Here is a 23210-nt window from a genome sequence, read left to right as displayed (position 1 = left end):
CATTAACAAACAGAGAGTAAGGCACTAGTCTTGCTGCAAACCAACAAGAGGCGCGCCGTTTAAACATAAAGATTTAAACCGCTACGCGCCACAGGCAGGTGAACATCAGTCATCACACGCGGTAGCCCCTCACTATAGTTGTCTGCCAAATTACCCGTAAATTGCCTTGATCTAGATTGATGCTGCTGGTCCATTTGCTGACTACTAGCTTGCTGCTGCGCCTGTTGCTGAGCGTGTTGATTTAATGAATCAGAAGCCACTTGCACATTACTCAGCTGAATACCTTGGTCAGCCAGCAACATAGTTAGCCTAGGTGTAGCCGCAGCAAGCGCCTCACGCACCGAAGCATGTTGCGAGCTAAACACCACACTCGCCTGCTCGCCCGACATGGTTAAACGCACTTCCATTGGGCCAAGATGCGGTGGATTAAGCTGCATATCAATCTGCTGATGTTTATCTTGCAACATCATCGATACCCGCTGCGCCACGGCATCGCCCCAGCGGGAGCTACCCACCGGCTCTGCAACGTGTGTAGGCATTGCGGGTTTAGCCTCTACAACAGGGGTATGCAAGGCCGCCACGGGGGCGGCTTCAGGCTTCAGCAGCGGTGTATTTTCTTTGGATGTGGCCAACAGAGCTGCAAAATCTTCTTCTGGTACTGTAAACGCACTCGCGTCACCGGCCGTTTTCTGCCGTAAAGAGGCAAATTTTGCCGCATCAATATTACTAGCCAAAGCCTGAGCAGGATTTAAATCAGACTGCCCCAAAGCCGTTAAGTCCTGACCTTCACCTGCTTCGCCGCTTAATAAGCCTTTGCCGAGCTTAGTCAGATCCAGCTTCACAAAGCCTGTATCACCATCCGCTTTAGCAACATGAGTCAACGCGTTGGCTTGAGAGAGCGCTTGCACCTGTAGCATGGCCAACCACGGCTGGGCCGCTTGCGCACTGCTTGCTTGGGCTTTCTGCTCGTCTTCGCTGGTGTTTTCTGTTGCGGGCGCTGGTTTGTCAGAATCAGCCGATTTTCCTTCCTGGCGAGAGTTAACTTCCCGCTCCAGAGTTTTGGCAAATGTTTGCCCAGCAGCAGGCTCTGCCCCCATCGAGACGGAAGAACGAGAGTCAGTTGACCGGCTAGTTTGGGCGCTGGCTAAAACAGTGAGATTGCTCGCCATGACGAGGCTCCTCGATACGGGCTTATTGCTGATAGCACTTGATTAAGCAATTGCAGTGCCAGCCTGAATAAATCACAGTAAACTCGGACTTGGCTGGATTTTTTCTGTGCACCCAATTAAATTGGTCTATCTTTTCATCGGCCAGCGAGGATTAAATAATGGCTGAAGATTCAGACGCAGAACGCACGGAGCCCGCCTCCAGTAAGCGCTTAGAAGAAGCGCGAGGTAAAGGGCAGATCCCACGCTCACAAGAATTAGCAACATTCTCGATTTTAATGACCGGCATCGTCATGCTGATTTCGCTTGGGCCTGAGCTACTCGGCACTTTAAAAACTATTTTTATTGCCGAACTTAGCTTTAGTCGAACCACCATTAGCGACCCGAATCAAATGCTGCTGCATTTTACTGGCTCAGCGCAAAAAGCTTTAATGGCTTGCCTACCGATTATTTTGCCCTGCGCCCTGATGGCGATTATCACGCCAGTATTGATCGGCGGCTGGTTATTTACCATTGAAGCTTTAACGCCTAACTTTGCCCGCATGAATCCCATGAATGGGATAGGCCGGATGTTTTCGCTGAAAAGCATCGTTGAAATGACAAAGACCATTCTTAAATCCAGTCTTATTGGCGGCGTGGCGGCGTGGGTATTGTGGGGGCAAAGAGAAGAGTTTATCCAGCTGATTACCATGCCACTCGAAATAGGCATGCCCTATATGTGGAAAATGGTTCAACACACCCTGCTGCTGGTGATTAGCTCTTTAGCCATTTTGGCTGCGATTGATGCGCCTTATCAGCTCTGGGATTATTACAAGGGCTTGCGCATGACCAAAGAAGAAGTGAAGCAAGAAGGTAAAGATGCCGAGGGCTCGGCTGAAATTAAAGGTAAGATTCGTCAGTTGCAGCACGAAGCTGCCAGAAAGCGCATGATGAGCGAGATTCCTAAGGCCAATGTGATTGTCACCAATCCGACGCACTTTGCCGTGGCCTTACAATATACCGAATCCATGCGCGCGCCCAAGATTGTGGCTAAAGGCGCTTTTTTGCTAGCAGAGCGGATTATTGAGCTGGGCAAAGAGCATAAAGTAGCGATTGTCCGCACCCCGCCTTTTGCCCGTGCGCTGTACCACCATGCTGAACTTGGGGAAGAGATCCCTGCCGCGCTGTATACTGCTGCCGCAGAAGTACTGGCTTATATCTACCAGCTTAAGCATTGGCAAAATTTTGGAGGCGAAGAGCCCAATCTTTCCACCGACCTCCCTGTGCCTAGTGATCTAGACCCAGGTGGCGAAGCCTAAAATTCACTCAGTCGCCGGACAGCGGTAAATCGCGCAGAGCGGGTACACCCCGCCCTACGAAAGGATGGGGGATGAAATCCTCTCCCCAGCTTTTGAATCAAATAAAGAGAATTTAAAGCCCTATGTGGCGCACTTTTAATTACAGCAAACTCGCTGGCCCCGCGCTGGTGTTAATGGTTCTCGGCATGATGGTTCTGCCGCTGCCTGCCATTGCGCTCGATTTATTCTTTACTTTTAATATTGCTATTTCCATCATCGTGCTGATGGTGGCGCTCTACACCCGTAAGCCACTCGAATTCTCTAGTTTCCCAACGATTTTGCTGTTTACCACGCTGCTGCGGCTATCGCTCAACGTGGCGTCCACCAAACTGGTGCTCACCGAAGGCCATAACGGCGCAGATGCGGCGGGTAAGGTGATTGAAGCCTTTGGCCACGTGCTGATTGGCGATAATTTAACCGTTGGTGTGGTCGGCTTTATTATTCTCACCATTATTAATTTTGTGGTGATTACTAAGGGTGCTGGGCGGATTGCTGAAGTATCTGCCCGCTTTACCCTTGATGCCATGCCGGGTAAGCAAATGGCGATTGATGCCGATTTGAACGCCGGTATGATTGGTGAAGAAGACGCACGCCGCCGCCGCACCGAGATCTCGCTCGAGGCCACCTTCTTTGGCTCTATGGATGGTGCTTCTAAGTTTGTGCGTGGGGATGCCGTTGCTGGGATTATGATCATGGTGATCAATATCATCGGCGGCTTGATTGTGGGCATGGCACAGCACGATCTGCCATTTGCCGAAGCAGGCAAAACCTACACCCTGCTGACCATTGGTGATGGCTTGGTCGCCCAGCTTCCCTCGCTGATTATCTCGGTTGCGGCCGGTATTGTGGTTTCGCGAGTGGGTGATGGCGAAGATTTATCTGAACAAATCTTAGGGCAAATGTTTTCACAGCCGCAGGTGCTTTATGTTACCTCAGCGGTATTAGGTATTTTGGGAGTAATCCCTGGCATGCCACACACCGCGTTTTTACTGATGTCCGCCATCTTGGCGGGAATAGGCTGGCAGCTGGATCAAAAGAAAACCGCACTCGCGCTACAAGGCGCTAATGCCGCAGGGGGAGGAGCCGCAGCTGGCCAAGCGGGAGCCGCAGGCCCTGCCGCCGCACCCGCCGCCCCTTTACAAGAAGTCAGTTGGAACGATGTACAGCCCGTTGATCCCGTTGGCTTAGAAGTAGGCTACCGGCTGATTCCCTTGGTAGACCGTAACCAAGATGGTGAACTACTCCGCCGGATTCGCGGCATTCGTAAAAAAATTGCCCAAGAATTGGGTTTTTTAGTGCCCTCAGTGCATATCCGCGATAATTTAGAGCTCAAGCCAAATCAATATCGAATCCAGCTCAAAGGCGTGGATGTAGGCACCGGTGAAGCGTTTGCTGGCCAATGGCTAGCCATTAACCCCGGCAACGCCATTGGCCAACTACCAGGCACACCAACCCAAGATCCAACTTTTGGCCTGCCCGCCGTTTGGGTTGATGCCACCTTGCGCGATCAAGCGCAAGCCTTTGGCTATACGGTGGTGGATGCCGCTACCGTAGTGGCAACGCATATATCTAATATTTTACAAAGCCACTCCGCCGAGCTTTTAGGCCGCGAAGAAGTCCAGCAATTACTGGAGCATTTTGGCAAGGAAGCGCCTAAATTATTGGAAGACTTAGTGCCCAAAATTATTCCCGTTGGCACTTTGCAAAAAGTTTTACAGAATTTACTCGAAGAAGGGATGCATATCCGCGATTTGCGTAGCATCTTAGAAACACTGGCTGAACACATTGTTCGTACCCAAAATATTGACGAGCTTACTGCCGCAGTGCGGGTGGCATTAGGCCGAGCGATTGTTCACCAGCTATTTCCTGGTGAAAATGAATTGCAAGTTGTCACTTTAGAGCCACAATTAGAAAATATTCTGCTCTCTGCCGTATCGGGTAATGCACAAGGTGGATTAGAACCTGGTCTTGCTGAACGCGTACTCAAGCAAGCTTCTGAATTATCTGATCAATTAGAGCAGCAAGGCCTAAGCACGGTATTGATTGCGCCAGCCCAGCTGCGCCCTATGCTCAGCCGTTTTTTACGCCGCTCTATTCCCGGATTACGCGTCATTGCGCATACCGAAATACCAGATAGCAAAACCATTCGAATTGTGGGGATGCTAGGTGCAAATTAAACTGATCTGCTTGTTTGGCCTTAAAACAAAACCGCCTAATCCCTCATTAACAGAGCAGTATTCCTAACGTGAGGCGCATTAATGCAAACAGTATTTACAGTTAAGCAAGCAACGGCAACAATACACGCTAGCTTTAAATTAAAGATAAGCTAAAAATAATTGTCTTTTTATAACAAGATCATAAATAATTAATTAGCCACTCAATATGCTTAAAACATAAAAATCAACATTACGAATGGCTATTTACTCAAGTCAGAACAAACAAGTCGCCTTTTGCGGCGCACATGATGTGCCTCTTCTGTATGCTTACCGATCTTTTTGATTTTTCGTTAGCTTAAACTAACACCCAAAATACGCATTGCTCGCAATGCATAAGGATAACTCGTGTTTTCAGACGGCAACTGGATATGGTCGTAAAAAAGTTCTACGGAGCAACGACGCGTGATGCGCTGCGCCAAGTTCGAGATGAGCTTGGCCCAGACGCGCTGATCCTATCAAACCGCCAAGTATCGGGTGGCGGGATAGAGATCATGGCCGTAGCCGATGCCGATGTAGCCTCCCTCACCAATGTCCAAAGTGTTGCAGCACAGCCACGCCCCGCCCCCAGCAGCCGTGGCGCGCAAAATGGCGCAAAACTGCTGCAAAGCGCCCAAGCCGCTGCACCGATTAGTAAGGCGCTCGCCCGCTCTTACGCCATTCCTGATGACGACGATACAGAGCCAAGTACCGATCACATCGTGCACGATGAGCCTATGGTGCTGCGCAGCAACCGCAGCACACCCGCCGCATCGCAGCGAGTAGAAGCCCCCTTACCGCTAGATAGTAATCCAGAATACCAGCAGCCGCGTCCCAGCCGCCCCCCGCCACGGGCTGCCACGCCAGCACCACGCCGCCCAGCGCCAGAACGCGCCTTACCTACCTTTAGTTTTGAAGATGACGCCTCACCCGTGGCACAAAATCCTGCTGATAAAGAAGCCATGGATGGAATTGCACGGGAAATCCGCCTATTGCGCGGCTTATTAGAAAGCCAATTAGCGGGCATGGCTTGGGGAGAGTTATCTCGCCACGCCCCCGAAAAACTAGAAGCGCTACGCCAATTACTATCCGCTGGATTTTGCCCCGCCTTATCACGTCAGCTGGTCGAAAAAATGCCTGCGCAAATGACGCTTGATCAAGGTATGCGCTGGGTTAAAGCCGCGCTCACGCATAATTTAGCCGCCGCTACCACCGACGATGATTTAATTAACCGTGGTGGTGTGTATGCCCTCATCGGCCCCACTGGCGTCGGCAAAACCACCACGGTGGCCAAGCTGGCAGCGCGTTGCGCCCTACTGCACGGGCCAGATTCGGTAGCGCTGCTCACTACCGATAGCTACCGGATTGGTGCTCACGATCAGCTGCGTATTTACGGCCGCATTATTGGTGTGCCAGTGCACGAAGTCAAAGACGAAACCGATCTGCAATTTACCCTCGCCGATCTAAGCGAAAAGCACTTAGTGCTGATCGATACCGTCGGCATGGGCCAACGTGATCAACGCATCAGCGAGCAACTGGCGCTATTTGATGAAGACAATGTCTCTACCCTGCTGCTGCTGGCGGCCAATGCCCAAACCGGCACGCTAGACGATGTAGCCCGCCGCTACCGCAACACCCATTTAGCTGGATGTATTCTTACCAAGCTCGACGAAGCCATGAATCTAGGCGGCTGCCTTGATGTGGCGATTCGGCATAAGCTGCGCTTGCACTTTTTAACCAATGGCCAGCGTGTACCAGAAGACTTGCACCGTGCCAATGTGTCTTACTTAGTAGACCGCGCTTTTAGGGCTGAAACGCAAAATAGCGCTTTTACCTTAAAGCCTGATGAGTTCCCGCTCTATATGGGATCGCAAGGCGGCACCATGGATAATCCGCTCGATTTTAATATGAATCACGCGAGCCATTCCCGTGGCTAGTCTGTGGTCCGATCAGGCAGCGGGCCTGCGGGCCATGATTGCCCCCATTCCCTGCCGCAGCATTAGCTTAAATGGCGGGCGTGGCGGCAGTGGCACCACCACATTGGCCATTAACCTAGCCGCAGCACTGGCCGAGCGCAATCGTGAGGTCATTCTGCTGGATGAATTTAGCGGCATGGGCAATGTGGCCCATCGCATGCGCATAGAGCAAAAGCACGAGCTAGATCATGTACTACGCCGCGAAGTGACCCTTGCTGATACCCTGCTGGCCACCGATGCAGGTTTTTCTATCCTGCCTATCTGCGCTAAAGCGACGGTGCTAAGCAGCCTAAATGAGCGAGAGTTAACTTGGCTATCCGCCGAGTTTGAGCAACTCACCCAATATGTTGAATTTTTGCTACTCGATACTCGCCCCTCCGCCGGCCATGGCGTACCCTGCCTCAGCTTGGCGGCAGATGATGTAATGGTGATTGTTTCTAATAGCGCCGAATCGCTAACCGATGCCTACGCCACCATTAAATTACTCAGCACAGAATACGCAAGGCGTGAATTTAGAGTGTTAGTGAATCGCGTCGATACCATTACCGAGGCGGGGCTGATTTTTAACCGCCTTAAAAGCGTCGCCAAACAATATTTAGGCGATGCAGCGCAAATGAAGCTGATTGGCTATGTGCCAGAAGACGAAAAACTACAAAGAGCAGGGCGCTTAGGCCGCACGGTGCTGGATGCTTTCCCTGACGCAGAATCCAGCCATGCCTTTCGCCAACTGGCCGATGTGATGCTGCGCTGGCGTAAACCTAGCCATAGCCTAGATCGCACCGGCTTTCTTTACCGCTTGGTTGAATCCAGCCGCCTGCTGGCTGAACAACTTCAACACTGATGACTCAACTCGAAATCAACCCCACAGACCACACAATCCAACTCTCTGGCCGCCTAGACGCCCAGACGGTTGCCCCTCTCTGGCCTCTAGCCAGCAAGCTAGGTGTCTGTGAAGTAGACGCCAGCAAAGTAAGCTATTGCGATGGGGCCGGTGTGGCGCTGTTTTATCTGCTGATTCAGGGCGGAGCCAAGATCAAGCAGCTAGCCCCTCCCTTTGCCGAATTACTCGACGCGTTTCAAGTCGAAACTCCGCTCTATCAAGCGCCTATCCCTGCGAAAATAGGCTGGCTCACCGCCCTTGGCAAAGCAACCGCCGAGCATAAAACGGCGCTGCGTCACGCCATCAGCTATCTGGGCGAGCTCAGTGCCGCCATGCACCAAGTGCTGCTCTCCCCCAGTAAACTGCGCATTACAGAAGTGATTGCCACCGCCAGTAAAAATGGCGCAGATGCCCTGCCTATCGTGGCTCTGATTGCCGCCCTTTTGGGAATGATCTTAGCGTTTCAATCGGCGATCCCCATGCGTCAATTTGGCGCAGAAGTATTTGTTGCCGATTTAGTAGGCCTATCCTTGGTGCGTGAGCTGGCCCCCTTAATGATGGCGATTTTACTAGCTGGCCGTACTGGCGCAGCTTTTGCCGCTGAGCTTGCCAGCATGAAAGTAAACGAAGAATTAAATGCCCTCACCACCTTGGGCCTGAATCCCATACGCTATTTAGTGCTACCCAGAATTATTGCCACTACGCTGATGGCCCCGCTGCTGTCAGCTTGTGCTGTATTGATTGGCCTTGTAGGCGCGGCCATTGTTATGCTCAGTTTTAATATCCCCATCCAAACGTATATCAGCCGCGTTTCAACCATTGTGCATTTAGGCGACTTTACCGGTGGCTTATTTAAGGCGGCCATCTTTGGTATGGAAATCGCGCTGATTGGTTGTTTTAGGGGCTTGCAAGCGGGCAGTGGAGCCAGCGCCGTAGGGGCCGCCACCACGCAAGCCGTTGTGAGCAGCATTGTGGCTGTTGTGGTTAGTGACGGCCTATTTGCTTTTGTTTTCTATTTATTGGGCTGGTGATGCAAGACGCCATTATTCAAGTCAAACAATTGCAATGCGGCTATGGCAATCGCGTTATTTTGCGTGATATCAGCTTTGAGGTTAGCAAGGGCGAAATCATTACCATTTTAGGTGGATCAGGTTGCGGCAAATCCACCTTACTCAAACATATGATCGGCCTTTTGCCCGCGCAACAAGGCGCGGTACTGATTGGCGACGAAGACATCATTAGTGCGCAAGGCGAAACACGGCAGCGTATCTTGGCCCGTATTGGAGTGATGTATCAATCGGGGGCGCTATTTGGCTCGCTGACGGTGCTAGAAAACGTCATGCTGCCGCTGGCAGAATATACCCCGCTCAATGATGCCGCCCGTGAAATCGTTGCCAGGCTAAAGCTGCGCTTGGTGGGGCTGGATGCCTATGCAGATTTTTTACCCAGTGCGCTATCAGGCGGAATGCAAAAACGCGCCGCCATTGCCCGTGCGCTGGCCCTAGACCCTCAAGTTTTGTTTTTAGACGAGCCATCAGCAGGGTTAGACCCCATCACCGCCGCCGAGTTGGATGCCTTGATTTTGCAATTAGCACATAGCCTGCACACCACCTTTATTGTGGTCACCCACGAGCTAGCCAGTATTTTCACCATTGCAGACCGCGCCATCATGCTGGATAAACACGCACAGGGCATCATTGCCATTGGCGCACCTAAAACGCTAGCTGCAGACCCCGACCCTCGGATCAGCAACTTTTTTACCCGACACTTGTAAGGCGATCTATCTTGCCGACGCGCAACTTTGTTACGAATCATAACTATTTTTTGTCCCCTAAAAGCACGAAAAAATCCGTGGAATACTGAGCGTATCTCCTTGCTTGATCTGCAAGCATAAGCCATTGGAAACCTCGAAATACCCATCTTTATTTAGGTTTTTCGAGGCTCCCAATGGATTGAGCTGCTTTATATTTAAACCATGACGGATTCAACAAGTAAGAGCAATCACGATGCGGGTCTATTCATGTTTTTCCTGCAGTTCGTGGACTGAGTATTTTTAATGCATTCGCATAAAAATGATTAATCGTTAAAGCGCATTAAACCCCTGGCCCAATGATGACCACACAAAAGCACTATTTTCGCCTAGGCGTATTTGTCCTAGCTGCCCTCAGTATTTGCCTCATCCTCGCCATTGCTTTTGGGGCTGGCCGCTGGACACGCACCACCATTACCTTAGAAAGCTACTTTAATGAATCAGTACAGGGCGTTGATATTGGCTCCAAAGTAAAATATCGCGGGGTGGTCGTGGGGGAGGTCAGCCATATTGGCTTTACATATTCACGCTATCAGCAGGATTTGCCCCCCAGTGAGCGCCAGCAATATGTGCTGATCGAGACCAAACTTCGCCCTGAATTATTTGGCGGCAAAAACATGCCGTTTCCTGATCAAAGCTATTTAGATAAAGAAATCGCCAAAGGCCTGCGGATTCGGCTTAATCCTCAAGGCCTAACGGGTACTAGCTACTTAGAAATTGACTATCAAGATCTAGAGCGCAACCCCAGCCTAGCTATGCAATGGCAGCCCCAACACCTGTATATTCCTTCAGCCAGAAGCACCGTGGCCCAGCTTGTCAACGCCACCCAAAACTTGGCGATACGCCTACAAAAGCTAGATATTGAAGGCTTAATCAACAATTTAAATCAAGTCTTAAGCACGGCCAACAGCAAGATGAATGACATTCCTTTGCAAGCCCTCGCACAAAAAATGCTTCTAATTACGGATAAGCTAGAAAAAATTCCTTTCTCTGAGCTCAGTACCGAAGCCAGTGGCCTGATGCACGAAGCCCGTAGCAGTAATCAAGCCTTACAAAAACTCCTTACCGATCCAGCTTGGGCCAGCGCCCCAAGCGATCTAGCCGCCAGCGCCAAACAAGCACGCGCCCTGCTAGAAAACCCACATCTCGTTGGCAGCTTACACAAAATGGAGAGCAGCTTAAGCCGCCTAGATAAACTACTAGAGCAACATGAAGGCGGCTTAGATAGCACGCTCAATAATATGCAACAAATCAGCGAAGACTTACGCGTAATCAGTGAAGCTGCAAGAGCAAACCCAACCGGGCTACTACTTGGTAAACCACCCGCGCCTTATGTTTTACCAAATAAATAACGGATGTTACACAGTAAAAAGCGTCGACTTCTTACCATCAGAAAATAACTCTAAAATGGCTAAATCCCTATGAAACGCCTGATTCTCTTACTCTGTAGTGCCTTGATCGCCGCCTGCGGCACGGCCATTCCTAGCAAAGAAACTTATTTGCCTGTGATTGAGCGCAGCGGGCTCAGCCATGCGGTGCAATTTAAAGGCACGCTGCAAATCAATGCCTTTAGCGCCCAAGCTCCGTTTGGCGAGCGTCACTTTTTTTACCGTGAAAGCGCCCAACGCTTTGCCAAAGATCCTTACCGCGAATGGCTATCTTCCCCAACAGGCTTAATAACAGCCCATGCGCAAACTTGGTTAAAAAGCAGTGGCTTATTTAGCGAAGTGCTGCCCTTATCCTCAAATCAGACCGCAGATTACCAACTCAGCGGTGAATTGCTCACGCTGCATACCGATTTGCAAGCAAAGCCTATTGCCGTAGCAAAACTGCATATACGCTTAAGCTCTGCGAAGTCCCCTGTTATACTCGATACTATTCTTACGGCAAACGAGCCATTATCTGGCACGAGTGCTAGCAATATAGCGGCAGGATTAGACAAAGCACTTGCCAGTACGCTTAAGCAATTAGAAAGCAAACTGATTTCATCCCCAACTTCTTAGACGGTCGGCTAAACTGATTTTAGCCTCCCTCACAGTAGAAACAAATGGCAGCGCCACGCGCACTATCCCTTTATCGTCAGACTCAGGCAAGCCAAGATGAAGATTACGTCACTCGGCACGCACCCTTGGTCAAAAGGATCGCCTATCATATGGTGAGCCGTTTGCCTGCGAGTGTAGAAGTCGATGATTTGATTCAAGTGGGCATGATGGGCTTGATGGAAGCGGCAAAAAACTTTGATCCGAATGCAGGAGTGCTGTTTGAAACCTTTGCCTCACAGCGTATTCGCGGTGCCATGCTCGATGAATTAAGAAGCGCCGATTGGATGCCTCGCCACGCCCGCAAGCATATGCGCGATATCGAAGCCGCCATGCTGGCCCTAGGCCACAAACTAGGTAGAGCGCCGCTAGAAAGTGAAGTTGCAAAGTACCTACAGCTCGATTTAGAAGCCTATCAAGACCTACTGAGCGAAGCGCGAGGCCACCAACTGGTGCACCTTGAAGATCTTGAAGACGAAGATGAAAACCACCACAGCGTTCAATACGCTGCCGACCATGCGATTAATCCGCTGCAGCAACTGGCAGATGCAAATTTTCAGAAAAATTTAATTAAGGGCATTGACGAGCTACCAGAGCGTGAAAAACTGGTCATGGCGCTGTATTACGATGAAGAACTCAATCTTAAAGAAATTGGGGCTGTGCTAGGTGTAACCGAATCACGGGTTTGCCAGTTGCACAGCCAAGCCATTGCCCGCTTAAGGGCCAGATTAGGCGATTGGACGAGTTGATAAAGACTTATGGATAAAATTAGTATTTTTGGTATTTTACTAGGCTTAACTGCAGTGATTCTTGGCCAAGTTTTAGAAGGCGGCCACGTTGCGTCTTTGATGCAAGCCACAGCTTTTTTAATTGTGACGGGTGGCACCTTAGGGGCCGTCATGTTGCAAACTCGGCAAGATCATTTTATTGCAGGGATAAAAATGGTGAAGTGGGTGTTTCTCCCCCCACAACATGATTTTAAAAAACAACTAGGCGTTTTATTAAACTGGAGCCAACAAGCTCGTCGTGGTGGCTTATTGGCTTTAGAAGCCTATGTGCAAAGTGAAAAAGATATTTTTGTAAAACGCGCACTGCAAATGGTTGTAGATGGAGCCGAGCCAGAAGTCATCCGCCGCGCGATGGAGCTTGATATTGATTCATTTGAAGATCGTGCACGCTCCGCGGCCAAAATTTGGGAAGCGGCCGGTGGCTACTCTCCCACCATCGGCATTATCGGCGCGGTAATGGGGCTGATTCATGTGATGGAAAACCTAACCGACCCATCCAAGCTAGGCGCGGGGATTGCCGTGGCCTTTGTCGCCACCATTTATGGGGTTGCCATGGCCAACCTGCTGTTTCTGCCCATTGCACATAAGCTAAAACAGCATATCCAAACCGAAATTAAACGCCGTGAAATGTTACTCGAAGGCTTAGTTGCCATCGCCAATGGTGAAAATCCAAGGGTGCTAGAAAACAAACTAGCAGGGTTTTTATCTTAAGCCGTTTTTTGTAAGCGCCATCCGCAGGCAGCCCGCTTTTATCGTGATGTAAAAATTTTCGCCGTATTTTTGCACTTCATCCCAGCCCCTCCATCGCCCTGCGGAGAACTCCCATGCTTTGGCTTGCAAAATGGCTTCGTCTTCTTATTGCTGGGCTGGATCTGCTGTGTTTTACGCTCTTGATGATGGCCTTAGCCCGTCTGCCGATGGCTTGGCTCGGTTTTTACCCCACACTATTTCAGAGCTGGTGCCGTTGTTTTATTAGGGCGCTGGGAGTAGAGCTGCGTTTACACCAGCACCACCAAGCCCCCCTTCCTCGCCAATATATCTTGATCGCCAATCATCCTTCAGCCTTTGAAGATGTCGGCATTCCGGCTTTTTTCCCTGTTAGAAATTTAGCCAAAGCCGAAGTACGCAATTGGTGGTTTGTTGGGCGGATTGCCGAGGCGGCAGGCACTTTATTTGTACAACGGGAGCAAAAAGACGCTCGGCAAGCCGCATTGCAAAATATGATTAGCGCGGTGCTAGCGGGTCACTCAATTGCGCTTTATCCAGAAGGCGGCTGCAAAGGCCAGCGTTTATGGGATAAATTTCTTTATGGCGCATTTACTGTTTCATTAGCAACAGGTGTGCCTATCTTGCCAGTTTTTTTACATTACGAGGCGCAAGAGGCTTTTGAATGGGCCCCAAATACCACACTATTGAAAAAACTCTGGCAGATCATTTGCGCCCCGAATAAAGTAGCCCATTATCATATTTTTGATCCACTTGATGCCAAGCAATTTAAAGATAAAGACGAATATTCGCGCCACACTTATGCGCTTTATCTAGCATGGCAACAACGCTTTCTAGAATAATCCCCTCTGTATCCACCCATCCCAGCACAAAAAACAGGATGCTGATATGCACCGCTATATCGTCATGTTTTGCCTTGCCTTTCTCACCTTCATTGCACAAGCAAGCCAAGCAGATATCAAACAATTACTCAATGATAAGAAATATGCTGAAGCAGAAAAACAATTAAAAGCGCAGCTGCAAGCCAATCCCAAAGACGATATTGCTTTACTTGGCCTAGGGCAAATTCCTGTACTGAGTGGCGATAGTAAACACCTAGCAGAATCAATTACTTATTTAGAAAAATGTATTGAAATTAATCCTAATTCATCAGCCTGCCATTTATGGCTAGGCAATACCTATGGCACGATGGTGCAAAACTCCGGCATGCTCACTGCCGCTAAATACGCCAGTAAAATCAAAGCAGAATTCGCCCGTGCAGTTGAATTAGACCCCCAATCATACGAAGCACGCGATGGCCTCAATAATTTTTACTTACAAGCGCCAGGTATTGTGGGGGGCAGCATTAGCAAAGCCAAAGCCAATACCGAGGAATTCGCTAAATTACAGCCTAATTTAGGCCATTTATTGCGTGCCTCGGTATTGATTGCCGCTGATAAGTTTGAGCACGCTCAGGCAGAATTGCTCCTCACAAAGGCTGGCGATGAGCTAGATGCCTTGCTAAACACTTGGCTACAACTGGGCTTAGCTTATTTAAACGACAATCAAGCCGATAAATCGGCCGCCCTTTTCCAGCGGCTGCTCACTCAATACCCCAATCAAGCGAGTTTCCATTTGGGATTAGGCAAAAGCCTATTAGAGCAATCAAAACTTGATCCTGCCATTCAAAGCTTAGAGCAGGCCGTACATTTAGATAAAAATATCGGCGCACAATACCGGTTGGCGATCGCCTATCAAAGGAAAGGCGATAAACAAAAAGCCATTGCTAATTTTGAACAGTTTCTTGCTTTAAAAATCAATAAAAGCAGCAAGGCCGTTGATGAAGCCAATACCCGCTTAAACGAGCTAAAAAAAGCGTCCTAGAGCGATAGGGCCACGGCATGCCATGCCCACAGTGATTTTATCAGGGCAACTCTTTAACAAAGATTGCATAAAATGAAACACGCCCATCCCCCTTATATTATGGTTTATTACCCAAATGCAGTAGCCCACTGCTGTTTGTAGGATGTTGCCGCTATAATTAGCCGCATATCTATTGAGTAGCATCAGCCCAAATGGCCATATTTCGTAAAAAAAACGTCGCGAACGTCTCTAGCCGCGCCGCCTTACCGCCGCAAATCGCCATTTTATTACGCGAATCATGGTGGTTTATTCTGGTTGTGCTGGTTATTTATCTGGTGCTTGTCCTCAGTACCTATAGCCCCATTGACCCCGGCTGGTCGCACAGCGCCACTCGGCCAGAGATTCATAACCGTGGCGGGGCCGTGGGCGCGTGGATTGCCGATGTCTTACTGTATTTATTTGGCTTTTCGGCGTGGTGGTGGGTGGGATTTTGTTTCTCCGCCATTTTATGGGGCTATCGCCGCATCGATCATGTAAGCGATGGCGCTCGCCCGACCGTATTGTTTGCCTGCATTGGTTTTCTGCTGATTGTTTTATCCAGCTCTAGCTTTGAAGCATTGCGCCTGCATAGCCTCACAGCGGCCCTACCCCAAGCTCCAGGCGGCATTCTGGGTGTGTCCTTGGGGGGGTGGCTGTATTTAAGCTTTGGCTTTTCTGGCTCAACATTATTTTTAGTGGCCACCATGTGCATCGGCGTTTCGCTATTCACAGGGCTTTCTTGGCTGCACTTAATGGAAAACCTAGGCACGGTGATGGAGCTAGCCTTCCTTAAAACACAGGATGCAATCCAAGCCTATCAAGATAGAAAAATTGGCCGTGAAGCCACGGTTATCCGTAGTGAGAAAGTCACCTCAGAGAAAAAACGCTTCGACGAAAAGCCCCCCGTGCGGATTGAAGCCACGCATAGCGAAGCGCCAGCAGTGCCCAAACCGCTCAGCAAAAAAGCACAAGAAGAGCAGCAGAAAGCCGCGCAAGTGCCGCTATTTAACGCCGAAGATCTGCCGCTTATTGCCAGCAATCAAGCCTTACCTTCGATCAAGCTACTGACCCCAGCGCCGCCAGCTAAAGAAACCATTAGCAAGGACACGCTGGAATTCACCTCTAGGCTGATCGAGAAAAAACTCGCCGACTTTAATGTTGAAGTCAAAGTGATTGCAGCCTACCCAGGCCCCGTGATTACCCGTTATGAGATTGAGCCTGCAGTTGGGGTGAAAGGCTCGCAAATTGTGAACCTGATGAAGGATTTATCACGGGCGCTAGGGCTGGTATCGATTCGGGTGGTGGAAACCATCCCAGACAAAACCTGCATGGGCCTAGAGCTACCCAACCCAAGCCGCCAGATGATCCGCCTATCAGAGATTCTATCCTCCGAGCCGTATCACGCCATGGCTAGCAAGCTAACCATTGCATTAGGTAAAGACATCACCGGCAAGCCCATTGTGACCGATCTGGGTAAAGCGCCGCATATGCTGGTGGCAGGCACCACCGGCTCGGGTAAATCGGTAGGGGTCAATGCCATGATTTTAAGTCTGGTTTATAAGGCCACCGCCGACGAAGTACGCTTTATTATGATCGACCCCAAAATGCTAGAACTATCAGTTTACGAAGGCATCCCGCACCTGCTGGCTCCAGTAGTGACCGATATGAAGCTGGCCGCCAACGCGCTGAACTGGTGCGTGGCCGAAATGGAAAAACGCTATCGCCTGATGAGTACCTTTGGGGTGCGTAATCTTGCTGGCTACAACCAAAAAGTACGCGAGGCCGAAAAAGCCGGTAAGCCCCTCACTAATCCATTCACACTCACGCCGGACGACCCTGAACGCTTAGAGCACCTGCCCTTTATTGTGGTGGTGGTGGATGAGTTTGCCGACCTCATTATGGTAGCGGGCAAGAAGATTGAAGAGCTGATTGCACGCTTGGCACAAAAAGCCCGCGCGGCTGGCATTCACCTGATTTTAGCCACCCAACGCCCATCGGTAGACGTGATTACAGGGCTGATTAAGGCCAATATTCCCACGCGACTGGCATTTCAGGTTTCCAGCAAAATTGATAGCCGTACTATCCTTGATCAGATGGGGGCAGAAGCCTTGCTAGGGCAAGGCGATATGCTGTTCTTGCCGCCCGGCAGTGGCTACCCGCTGCGCGTACACGGTGCGTTTGTGGACGACAACGAAGTGCATCAAGTGGTGGAAAATCTGAAGCAGCAAGGCGAGCCTAACTATATCGATGGCATCTTAAATGGGGGCTTTGAGGCAGAAGCCGCTGCGGGGGGGGGCAGCAATGAAAGCAATAACGAAAACGACCCGCTCTACGACGAAGCTGTCGCCTTTGTGCTAAAAAGCCGCCGAGCCTCCATCTCATCGGTACAGCGCCAGTTGCGAATAGGCTATAACCGCGCTGCAAGGCTGATTGAGCAGATGGAGGCCTCTGGCCTAGTTAGTGGCATGGAAACCAATGGCAATCGCACTGTACTAGCCCCTGCGAGTGAATAAGCCACTATCCTCTTTAAACTGCAGGTGGTCAGAGCCCAAGCATCGCCACCTGCTGCTCACCTTTTGCCAGCCCCACACGCTAAAAACGTAAAGCTTTTATGGCCTTGAACGGCCACTTAAAGCGGATCAACAATGGTACAGACGCCTTTACATACAAAACCAGCCAAGGCTAGCAGTACAAGCCTGAATCAGGCTTATGGCTTTGCTATCGACACGCAGCCTTTATTTCAACTGCAATCCTCTGCTCCGCGTACGCCAAGCAAAACCAAGCATATTAATTTCAACCTACACAAAGGTAATTTCTCGACCCGCAGTGATACGAGTTTAAAAAAATGCGATGCTTAGCCAAAGAATCGGCCCAAAATTTTAGCCTCGCTAGCTCAAAAATAGCTAAGTGCCATCTTGGACTCAGTAATATGACCCAAGACAATGCCACAAAAAGTGTATTTTTTAAGATCATTTTTCTCTAGCAAAAAAATAACAACATTAGCCCCGCCAAAGCCGCAGAAAGACTGGTTTTAGCCGCCAAAACCCTTGAAAAACAGCAAGAAAGTTTTCTGCCTAACTGAGTGCAAAGTGACATAGCTCTTGAAACAAAGAGTGGATCTATGCTATAAATCCGGTTTTTCTCAGAAGTCAGGGAATTACCCGCCATGGCACGAGTATGTGAAGTCACCGGCAAGCGCCCAGTGACAGGGAACAATGTTTCCCACGCCAATAACAAAACTAAGCGTCGTTTTCTTCCTAATCTACACAGCCGCCGTTTCTGGGTAGAAAGTGAAAACCGCTTTGTTCGTCTGCGTGTATCTAACGCTGCACTCCGTACTATCGATAAACTAGGCATCGAAGTCGTCCTCGCGGATCTCCGCGCTCGTGGCGAAGTTTGAGGCTGAGGTAAGAAATCATGCGTGAAAAAATTAAGCTGGAATCCAGCGCAGGTACTGGTCACTTTTACACAACGACCAAGAACAAGCGCACTATGCCTACTAAGTTAGAAATCAAGAAGTACGATCCCGTGGTTCGTAAACACGTGATCTACAAGGAAACCAAGCTGAAGTAATTCAGTTGTTGCACGGTACCTTCATACTAGAACCCTGCTCCCAGTGGGGTTTTTGTATTTCTAGTAAAGCAGTAGCAAGATATAAGAAGCATCTGTTCTATCGAACCAGTATGCTTTATTGAAGCCAGACATCGTCTGGCTTTTTTATTTGCCTGCTAAAAGACATAAGCAGCCCACTAAAAAAACCACGAAACAATATGCCATGCAGCCACTGTTGATCTTTAAATCACAGCGGCACGAAGCACTTTCAAGCAATTTTCGTGATTTTCGTGGACAAGCCTCTCAGGCTAGATCCCACTCCGTTTTCAGCGAGCTACGCAGCATGCCAATCAAAGGATCATGCTCCCTATCTGCGGAGTAAATAAACTGTAGCGGTACTCGCACTGCAATCTCCCCCCCCCGCCACAAGGCAATCGAGCCATCCGCGGCAAAACGCTTGGCCGTGCGCTCAGCCAGAATCGCCACCCCCATTCCTGCTTTAACTAACTCAACCAAAGTAGCCTCTTCATCAAACTCACCAACCACTTTTGGAGCAATATTTTGGCTGCGCCATAGCTCTAAAGTAATTTCAGCAAGGCTAGTAAATTGCGACAAGCCAAGCCAAGCTGTTTTACCAAGTGTTTTCCAATCTGCATTGGCTAACTCACCTGCTAAGGCTGGTGGCAGAGCAACACAAAAACCAATCTCAGTGAGTTGCAAAGTGGTCACATTTTGATAAGGATTACGCCCCAGATAAAAGCCACCATCAAGGATTTTTTTCCGCACATCGTTCAGCACACTCACCGAAATACCATGGGTGGTTTGTGCCGAAATCAGCGGATATTTCTCGCGTAAATGAGCCAACCAAGAGCCTAAACGCAGCCTTGCAGGCACGCCAATGGTGCCAATCTTGACCTTACCTCGGGGCTCTCCTGCTAGCCCTTTAGCACGATTTTGCATCGCTCTTGCCAAAGCCAGAATATTTTCTGCATCGGGCAGCAGCAATTTGCCTGCCTCAGTGAGCTGCACACCACCGGGGAAACGCTCAAATAGCGGCAAGCCAAACTCTTCTTCCAAGGCTTTAATTTGCGCAGTGACGGCTGGCTGCGATAAATGCAGCAGCTCTGCGGCTTGGGTGAGGTGCCCCTGCTGTGCAACGGCCACCAAGGTGCGTATTTGATAGATTTCCATCCAGAAAGTATGCTCAAAAACCCTAATCCTGTCAGCTTATTCCCAAGAATAAGCCTGAGAGTGTGTGCATTTAAAATAAAGCCGCCCATACGTTCTGTGCATTGCAACATCAGCTTTGCTGATTTTGTGCATCAAAAATTGCAATTAGCATACCCACCCCCTCTCGAATAGAGTAAGTGTTGCCTATCCACTGCTAGCACCCCTAGTGGATCTCACCTTGTTTTAGGAGGATGTCTAAATGAATGATCCTATCATTGACCGGATTCAGCAAAATCCAAAGTTTGCTGAATTGGTCCAGAAAAAAACCAGCCTCTCTTGGCTTTTATCATCAGTCATGCTGGTGATTTACTACGGTTTTATTCTGGTTATCGCCTTTTCTCCCAAAACATTAGGGATCCCGCTTTCAGCTGGCAGTATCACCACCATTGGTATTCCTATTGGTATCTTGGTGATTTTATCCGCCTTTGTGCTCACAGGTATTTATGTTTCCCGCGCCACTGAATTTGATCAGTTAACCCGTGAAATCATTGAGGAAGCCAAGCAATGATCAGTAAGTTCAAAAAACAATTAGGCCTTGCGGCCCTTCTCGCCCTAAGCAGCCTACCGCTTTGGGCCTCTGGTAGCATTGATGGCCCTGTAACTAAGCAGCCCATCAATTGGCACGCCATTATTATGTTTTTTCTATTTGTGGCCTTTACCCTTGGCGTGACTTACTGGGCAGCGCGTAAAACACGCTCGGCTAAAGATTTCTACTCAGCTGGTGGCGGAATCACCGGCTTTCAAAATGGCTTAGCTATCGCTGGCGACTATATGTCGGCAGCCTCTTTTCTGGGAATTTCCGCTCTAGTATTTGATACCGGCTACGACGGCCTGATTTACTCGCTGGGCTTTTTAGTTGGCTGGCCAGTGATTACCTTTTTGGTGGCAGAGCGTCTACGTAATCTAGGTAAATACACCTTTGCCGACGTCGCGTCTTATCGCCTACAGCAAGGCCCAGTGCGCACTTTTGCGGCCACTGGCACGCTGGTTGTGGTGGCGTTGTATCTGATTGCCCAAATGGTGGGCGCAGGTAAGCTCATTCAACTGCTATTTGGCCTAAATTACAGCACCGCTGTGGTGATGGTTGGCGTGCTGATGGTGATTTACGTGATTTTTGGCGGCATGTTGGCCACCACATGGGTGCAAATTATTAAAGCCGTGCTGCTTTTATCTGGTGCCAGCTTTATGGCCTTTATGGTGCTAAAACATGTGAACTTTAGCGTGGAAGGCATGTTTGCCCAAGCCGTTCATGTAAAAGAAGCGGGCGCACAGCTGCTAGCAATCAAAGCCTCTGCGGCCTCCGACGTTGCTGCACAAGCAGTGGCCAACCACTCACCTGATGCCGCTACGCTGGTAGAAAAAGCATCTGATGCAGGCAAAGCCGCCGTTAAAGCCGCCAAAAACATCATGGCCCCTGGTGGCTTGGTTTCTAATCCTATTGATGCGATATCGCTGGGCTTAGCACTGATGTTTGGTACGGCAGGTTTACCGCATATTTTGATGCGCTTCTTTACGGTAAAAGACGCTCAAGCGGCGCGCAAATCTGTATTTGTAGCGACTGGTTTTATTGGTTACTTCTACATCCTCACCTTCATTATCGGCTTTGGCGCGATCATGTTGGTTTCTACCGATCCATCGTATAAAGACGCCGCAGGCAAGTTGCTAGGTGGCTCTAATATGGCGGCGATCCACCTTTCGCACGCAGTGGGTGGCGATTTATTCTTAGGCTTTATCTCGGCGGTGGCCTTTGCCACCATTCTGGCGGTGGTTTCTGGCCTGACTCTTTCTGGTGCTTCAGCGGTTTCACACGATTTATACGCCAGCGTATGGCGTAAAGGCCGTGCAGATGAAGCCACCGAGATTCGCGTCTCCAAATATGCCACTGTTGGCCTAGGTGTCATCGCCATATTGCTAGGGATTATGTTCGAGAAACAAAATATCGCCTTTATGGTGGGCTTGGCGTTCTCGATTGCGGCATCGGCTAACTTCCCCGTGCTCTTTCTATCGATGTTCTGGAAAGGCTTAACCACTCGTGGAGCTGTGATTGGCGGCTACTCTGGGCTGATCTGCGCCGTTGTGCTGATTATCCTAGGCCCAGCCGTTTGGGTAGATACCTTGGGCCATGCTAAGGGCAGCGAGCTATTCCCTTATAAAAACCCAGCCATCTTCTCGATGACATTGGCTTTCCTAATGACATGGATATTCTCTATCACCGATAAGAGCGCCCAAGCTGATTCTGAACGCGCTGCATTCCTGCCGCAATTTATCCGCTCTATGACAGGGGTAGGTGCAGAAGGTGCATCAAAACATTAAGAATTTTTAATTAAAAAACACAACGCCATGCGCAATGCATGGCGTTTTTTATTATGCCAATTTAATAATTAAATTTATTATAGATTTTAGTAGAGCGGGTGAAACCCGTGTGTTTTTCAGTGCCGCTCGCGGGTTTCACCCGCCCTACTAAAAACGCAGGCTTAAGTTGATAGGATCGATTAATCCCCCCCTGAAAAAGATAAAACTAATTTAATCAATACATTAGCTTAAACTACAATCTTAACCCCTTTGTCATATTTAAATGGCACTATTCATTTAATTTTAATAACAGGGTTATTCCAATGAAACGCCGCACAATTGCGCTCAGTATTGCGCTTAGTTCACTATTAGCCGCTTGCAATAGCGACAGCACCGATACCACCACCAGCACAAATAATAAGCCATTTATTATCAGCGGCATATTTCAAGATTCAGTAGTAGAAGGCCTAGAATACAGCACCACCAGTAATCCAAGCGCGCAATACACCAAAGTCGATGGCTTTTATTTATATCAAGTGGGTGATGAAATCACCTTTAGAATTGGTGGCGTTGTCTTAGGCAAAGCCATTGCTACGGCTAAATTATCCCCTGCAGATTTAAGCGGCGGCTTTAATGATAAAGCACTAAATATTGCCCAATTATTGCAAACACTAGATAGCGATGGCGACCCAAGCAATGGCATTAAGCTTGAAGCCACCCAGCGTGATTTATTAAAATCATTAACAGAATCCAGCATCAAATTAGCCGCAAGTGGCAATGACTTTGGCACAGAGCTTGCCAAACTCGGTCTAAAGGTGCGTGATCGTAATTTAGCCAGCGAGCACTTTGAATCCACCCTCGCCAGCCAATTTGGCAAAGAAAATACCAGCAAGATTGGCGATATCAGCGTGACCAAGTATCAAATTGTGGTCGATCCCAAATTTAATGTGGCCTATCCGGGCACATTAGCGGGCCTGAAAGCCACTTTCCCAAATGGTTTTCCATTTAGCATGGGCTCGGCTTTAGCCTTTAAAGGCAAAACCAGCGACGGCGCAATTGAATTTTACGTATTAAGCGATCGTGGCCCAAATGCCGATTCGCCAACTCTGGCCGATGGAACCACCACAAAAGTATTCCCCGCCCTTGATTTCACGCCTAAATTTGGCGTAATGCGCTTAAAAGACGGCGTAGCCAGCCTTGTTTCAGTCACTGATATTTTAAATGCCGACGGCAGCAAAACCACAGGTCGCCCAACGGCAGCCAATGAAATCGGCTCCAGCAAAGAAGTGCCTCTGTCCGATACCCTGCAAACGCTCGCCACCGATAAAAACGGCATCGACC

19 protein-coding genes and 1 pseudogene are annotated in these 23210 nt (G+C 49.4%); 18 read left to right on the top strand and 2 right to left on the bottom strand.

What is annotated here, in order from left to right; genetic code table 11:
• Window positions 1-59 precede the first annotated feature (59 nt).
• The gene (locus Q0R17_RS19970; RefSeq protein WP_293938301.1) at window positions 60-1169 is read right to left on the bottom strand and encodes a flagellar hook-length control protein FliK; all 1110 of its coding nucleotides are present in this window, start codon (window positions 1167-1169) and stop codon (window positions 60-62) included.
• A 158-nt stretch (window positions 1170-1327) separates the two neighbouring features.
• On the opposite strand from Q0R17_RS19970, the gene flhB reads away from it, so the two are divergent.
• The 15 genes from flhB to rpmG all read left to right on the top strand — a co-directional run bounded on the left by flhB (window position 1328) and on the right by rpmG (window position 18368).
• Window positions 1328-2464, top strand: coding sequence for a flagellar biosynthesis protein FlhB (flhB, locus tag Q0R17_RS19965; RefSeq protein ID WP_293938299.1), 1137 nt, complete (start codon window positions 1328-1330; stop codon window positions 2462-2464).
• A 122-nt stretch (window positions 2465-2586) separates the two neighbouring features.
• Window positions 2587-4680 carry a flagellar biosynthesis protein FlhA gene (gene flhA / locus Q0R17_RS19960; protein WP_293938297.1) on the top strand — a complete coding sequence of 698 codons (2094 nt, stop codon included), beginning with the start codon at window positions 2587-2589 and terminating at the stop codon, window positions 4678-4680.
• A 407-nt stretch (window positions 4681-5087) separates the two neighbouring features.
• The gene (gene flhF, locus Q0R17_RS19955; protein WP_293938295.1) at window positions 5088-6632 is read left to right on the top strand and encodes a flagellar biosynthesis protein FlhF; all 1545 of its coding nucleotides are present in this window, start codon (window positions 5088-5090) and stop codon (window positions 6630-6632) included.
• The gene (locus Q0R17_RS19950) at window positions 6625-7512 is read left to right on the top strand and encodes an AAA family ATPase (RefSeq protein ID WP_293938293.1); all 888 of its coding nucleotides are present in this window, start codon (window positions 6625-6627) and stop codon (window positions 7510-7512) included. Before flhF ends, Q0R17_RS19950 begins: the two co-directional genes overlap by 8 nt.
• Window positions 7512-8582: an ABC transporter permease gene (locus Q0R17_RS19945; RefSeq protein ID WP_293938291.1), complete on the top strand. Its 1071-nt coding sequence runs from the start codon at window positions 7512-7514 to the stop codon at window positions 8580-8582. The genes Q0R17_RS19950 and Q0R17_RS19945 overlap by 1 nt, the downstream gene beginning before the upstream one ends.
• Window positions 8582-9325 carry an ABC transporter ATP-binding protein gene (locus Q0R17_RS19940; protein ID WP_293938289.1) on the top strand — a complete coding sequence of 248 codons (744 nt, stop codon included), beginning with the start codon at window positions 8582-8584 and terminating at the stop codon, window positions 9323-9325. Before Q0R17_RS19945 ends, Q0R17_RS19940 begins: the two co-directional genes overlap by 1 nt.
• A 335-nt stretch (window positions 9326-9660) precedes the next feature.
• Window positions 9661-10713, top strand: a complete 1053-nt coding sequence (locus Q0R17_RS19935) for an MlaD family protein (RefSeq protein WP_293938286.1) — start codon at window positions 9661-9663, stop codon at window positions 10711-10713.
• A 69-nt stretch (window positions 10714-10782) separates the two neighbouring features.
• Window positions 10783-11364 (top strand): ABC-type transport auxiliary lipoprotein family protein, encoded by a 582-nt coding sequence (locus Q0R17_RS19930; protein ID WP_293938285.1) that lies wholly within the window; start codon window positions 10783-10785, stop codon window positions 11362-11364.
• Between the two features lie 44 nt (window positions 11365-11408).
• Window positions 11409-12149, top strand: coding sequence for an RNA polymerase sigma factor FliA (locus tag Q0R17_RS19925; RefSeq protein WP_293938284.1), 741 nt, complete (start codon window positions 11409-11411; stop codon window positions 12147-12149).
• 9 nt (window positions 12150-12158) lie between these two features.
• Window positions 12159-12899, top strand: coding sequence for a flagellar motor protein (locus Q0R17_RS19920; RefSeq protein WP_293938283.1), 741 nt, complete (start codon window positions 12159-12161; stop codon window positions 12897-12899).
• Window positions 12900-13012: 113 nt separating this feature from the next.
• Window positions 13013-13756, top strand: a complete 744-nt coding sequence (locus tag Q0R17_RS19915; protein WP_293938281.1) for a 1-acyl-sn-glycerol-3-phosphate acyltransferase — start codon at window positions 13013-13015, stop codon at window positions 13754-13756.
• Between the two features lie 46 nt (window positions 13757-13802).
• Window positions 13803-14777: a lipopolysaccharide assembly protein LapB gene (locus tag Q0R17_RS19910; RefSeq protein WP_293938279.1), complete on the top strand. Its 975-nt coding sequence runs from the start codon at window positions 13803-13805 to the stop codon at window positions 14775-14777.
• A 191-nt stretch (window positions 14778-14968) separates the two neighbouring features.
• Window positions 14969-17308, top strand: a complete 2340-nt coding sequence (locus tag Q0R17_RS19905; RefSeq protein ID WP_293938277.1) for a DNA translocase FtsK — start codon at window positions 14969-14971, stop codon at window positions 17306-17308.
• A gap of 653 nt (window positions 17309-17961) precedes the next feature.
• Window positions 17962-18195, top strand: coding sequence for a 50S ribosomal protein L28 (rpmB, locus tag Q0R17_RS19900; RefSeq protein ID WP_082752868.1), 234 nt, complete (start codon window positions 17962-17964; stop codon window positions 18193-18195).
• A 17-nt stretch (window positions 18196-18212) separates the two neighbouring features.
• On the top strand, window positions 18213-18368 hold the full coding sequence (gene rpmG, locus Q0R17_RS19895) for a 50S ribosomal protein L33 (RefSeq protein ID WP_046350383.1): 156 nt from the start codon (window positions 18213-18215) through the stop codon (window positions 18366-18368).
• A 282-nt stretch (window positions 18369-18650) separates the two neighbouring features.
• On the opposite strand, the gene Q0R17_RS19890 is transcribed toward rpmG, so the two are convergent.
• Window positions 18651-19538: a LysR family transcriptional regulator gene (locus Q0R17_RS19890; RefSeq protein WP_293938273.1), complete on the bottom strand. Its 888-nt coding sequence runs from the start codon at window positions 19536-19538 to the stop codon at window positions 18651-18653.
• 238 nt (window positions 19539-19776) lie between these two features.
• On the opposite strand from Q0R17_RS19890, the gene Q0R17_RS19885 reads away from it, so the two are divergent.
• The 3 genes and pseudogenes from Q0R17_RS19885 to Q0R17_RS19875 form a co-directional block, all read left to right on the top strand.
• Window positions 19777-20085, top strand: a complete 309-nt coding sequence (locus tag Q0R17_RS19885) for a DUF485 domain-containing protein (RefSeq protein WP_293938271.1) — start codon at window positions 19777-19779, stop codon at window positions 20083-20085.
• Entirely contained in the window at window positions 20082-21890 is a 1809-nt protein-coding gene (locus tag Q0R17_RS19880; protein WP_293938269.1) for a cation acetate symporter, read from the top strand. Before Q0R17_RS19885 ends, Q0R17_RS19880 begins: the two co-directional genes overlap by 4 nt.
• Before the next feature lie 302 nt (window positions 21891-22192).
• A pseudogene (locus Q0R17_RS19875) lies at window positions 22193-23210 on the top strand (hypothetical protein); the annotation flags it as partial.

Source organism: Iodobacter sp. (assembly GCF_025352645.1).
Lineage (GTDB): Bacteria > Pseudomonadota > Gammaproteobacteria > Burkholderiales > Chitinibacteraceae > Iodobacter.
Note: the sequence above shows the minus strand (reverse complement) of the source record. Positions and strands in the feature narration are given on the sequence as shown.